Annotated in this window: 3 protein-coding genes; all 3 read left to right on the top strand. The window is 64.6% G+C overall.

Annotated features, from left to right (window positions below; genetic code table 11):
* Nucleotides 1–910, top strand: a 910-nt coding sequence (locus VJ811_RS11620) for an amidase family protein (RefSeq protein WP_324072458.1), incomplete at its 5' end; no start/stop codon positions are given.
* 1 nt (nucleotide 911) lies between these two features.
* The gene (gene gatB, locus VJ811_RS11615; protein ID WP_324072456.1) at nucleotides 912–2378 is read left to right on the top strand and encodes an Asp-tRNA(Asn)/Glu-tRNA(Gln) amidotransferase subunit GatB; all 1467 of its coding nucleotides are present in this window, start codon (nucleotides 912–914) and stop codon (nucleotides 2376–2378) included.
* 89 nt (nucleotides 2379–2467) lie between these two features.
* On the top strand, nucleotides 2468–2791 hold a 324-nt coding region (locus VJ811_RS11610; RefSeq protein WP_324072454.1), incomplete at its 3' end, for a hypothetical protein.

The following is a 2791-nucleotide window of genomic DNA, read 5'->3' as shown; positions in this document are numbered from 1 at the left end:
CGGCATTTCGGGGATCAAGCCGACCTATGGCCGCTGCTCGCGCTGGGGCATCGTGGCGTTCGCGAGTTCGCTCGACCAGGCGGGGCCGATGGCGCGCGACGTGCGCGACTGCGCGATCATGCTCGAGAATATGGCGGGCTTTGATCCGAAGGACGCGACGAGCCTCGATATGGCGGTGCCCAATTGGGAAGCGGCTTTGTCGAGCGATCTCAAGGGTAAGACGGTCGGCATTCCCAAGGAATATCGACTGGAAGGTATCGATCCCGACATCGACGCGATGTGGGACGCCGGCATCGCGATGCTGAAGGATGCGGGGGCCGAGGTCGTCGAGATCAGCCTGCCGCACACCAAATATGCGCTGCCGGCCTATTATATCATCGCGCCCGCCGAGGCGTCGTCGAACCTCGCGCGCTATGATGGCGTGCGTTATGGTTTGCGCGACCTGCCCGATGGCGCGGGGCTGCAGGACATGTATGCCGCGACGCGCGCCGATGGCTTCGGGCCGGAGGTCAAGCGTCGTATCATGATCGGCACCTATGTGCTGTCGGCGGGCTTCTATGACGCCTATTATACGCAGGCGCAGAAGGTGCGGACGCTGATCGCGCGCGATTTCGAGGCGGCCTTTGCAAGCTGCGACGTGATCCTCGCGCCGACCGCGCCGTCGGCGGCGTTCGGGCTGGGCGAAAAGACCGCCGATCCATTGTCGATGTATCTCAACGACGTGTTCGCGGTGCCCGCGAGCCTTGCGGGGCTGCCCGCGATGTCGGTCCCCGCGGCGCTGAACCGCGAAGGGCTGCCGCTGGGCTTGCAGATCATCGGCAAAGCGTTCGACGAGCAGGGCGTGCTGAACGCCGGGCTGGCTATTGAAGAGCGGGCGGGCTTTACGGCGCGCGCCGAGAAGTGGTGGTAAGATGAGCGACTATCGCATCAAGGGCGAAACCGGCGAGTGGGAGGTCGTGATCGGCCTCGAGGTCCACGCGCAGATCACGACCAACGCCAAGCTGTTTTCGGGCGCCGCGACGGCGTTCGGGGCGGAGCCGAATACGCAGGTGTCGCTGGTCGACGCCGCGATGCCGGGGATGCTGCCGGTGCCGAACCGCGAGTGCATCCGTCAGGCGGTGCGCACGGGGATGGCGATCGAGGCGCAGATCAACAAATGGTCGCGGTTCGACCGCAAGAATTATTTCTATGCCGACTTGCCGCAGGGTTACCAGATTTCGCAGCTTTATCATCCGCTTGTCGGCGAAGGTTCATTGACGATCGCAGCCGACGAGAAAGCCGGGATTCCCGCCGACAAGGCGATCGGGGTCGAGCGTATCCATGTCGAACAGGACGCCGGCAAGCTGATGCACGACCAGCATCCGACGATGTCCTACGTCGACCTCAACCGCTCGGGCGTCGCGCTGATGGAGATCGTCTCGCGCCCCGACATGCGCTCGCCCGCCGAGGCCGGGGCCTATGTGCGCAAGCTGCGCTCGATCCTGCGCTATGTCGGATCGTGCGACGGCAATATGGAAGAAGGCTCGATGCGCGCCGACGTCAACGTCAGCGTGCGCAAGCCGGGTGATGAATTCGGCACGCGCACCGAGACGAAGAACGTCAATTCGGTGCGCTTCGTGATGGCGGTGATCGAGGGCGAGGCGAAGCGTCAGGTCGCGCTGATCGAGAGCGGCGGCACGGTGGTGCAGGAAACGCGGCTCTACGATCCCGACCGCAACGAAACGCGGTCGATGCGGTCGAAGGAAGACGCGCATGATTACCGCTATTTCCCCGATCCCGACCTGCTGCCGCTCGAACTCGATGACGCGTTTCTGGCGGAATGCCGCGAAAGCCTGCCCGAACTGCCCGACGCCAAGCGCGCGCGCTATCTCAGCGCGGGGATTTCGCCGTATAACGCCGATGTGCTGACCGCCGAGGTCGAGGCGGCGCGCTGGTTCGACACATTGCTCGACGCGGGCGCGAAGCCGGTTGCGGCGGCGAACTGGGTGACGAGCGAATTGTTCGGCGCGCTCAACCGCATGGGCCGCGACATTTCGGATTCGCCGGTGTCGCCCGAGCATGCTGCCGAGCTGCTTGGCCTTGTCGCCGACGGCACGATTTCGGGGACGATCGCTAAACAGGTGTTCGAAAAAATGCTCGAAAGCGGCGACACCGCGGGCGTGATCGTCGAGCGCGACGGCCTCAAGCAGACGAGCGACACCGGCGCGATCGAGGCCGAAATCGCCAAAATCCTGACCGCCAATGCCGACAAGGTCGAGCAGTATAAGGGCGGCAAGGAAGCCTTGTTCGGCTTCTTCGTCGGGCAGACGATGAAGGCGATGCAGGGCAAGGCGAACCCGCAGGTGGTGAACGAGCTTCTGAAAAAGGCGCTCGGCTGATCCGCTATCAGTGATCGCGTTCACAGCGAATCCGGCCGTTTCGCTCTCATGGCATTGAAATCGGTGCAGATGTGATAGGAGGGACGGACATGATGATGCGGACGGTGGTTTCGGTCGGCGGCGCGCTGGCAATGCTTGTGGGCGGCGCGGCGAGCGCGGCGGGCGCGCCGGCGGTCAACGACGGCTATGACTGGGCGATGCGCATCAACGACGAGGGGCCGGTCAAGAGCGCGATCCTCGCCTATGAGGTCGCCGACACCGACGACCAGCCGCTGAATTTCACTTGCGAGGAAGGCGGCGACCGCGTCTTCGCGGGGATTTCGGGCGGCGCGCCCGACCTGAGCGCGATCGAACTCGAAACGGGCAGCGAGCGCGTGCGGCTGGCCGGAACGACCGTCGCCGACGAGCTGCCC

The organism is Sphingopyxis sp. (genome assembly GCF_035250425.1).
GTDB lineage: Bacteria > Pseudomonadota > Alphaproteobacteria > Sphingomonadales > Sphingomonadaceae > Sphingopyxis.
This window is presented reverse-complemented; position numbering and strand designations above follow the sequence as displayed.

Coding starts and splice junctions, on each gene's coding strand:
- gatB (WP_324072456.1), top strand. CDS start 912: ATGAGCGACTATCGCATCAAGGGCGAAACCGGCGAGTGGGAGGTCGTG.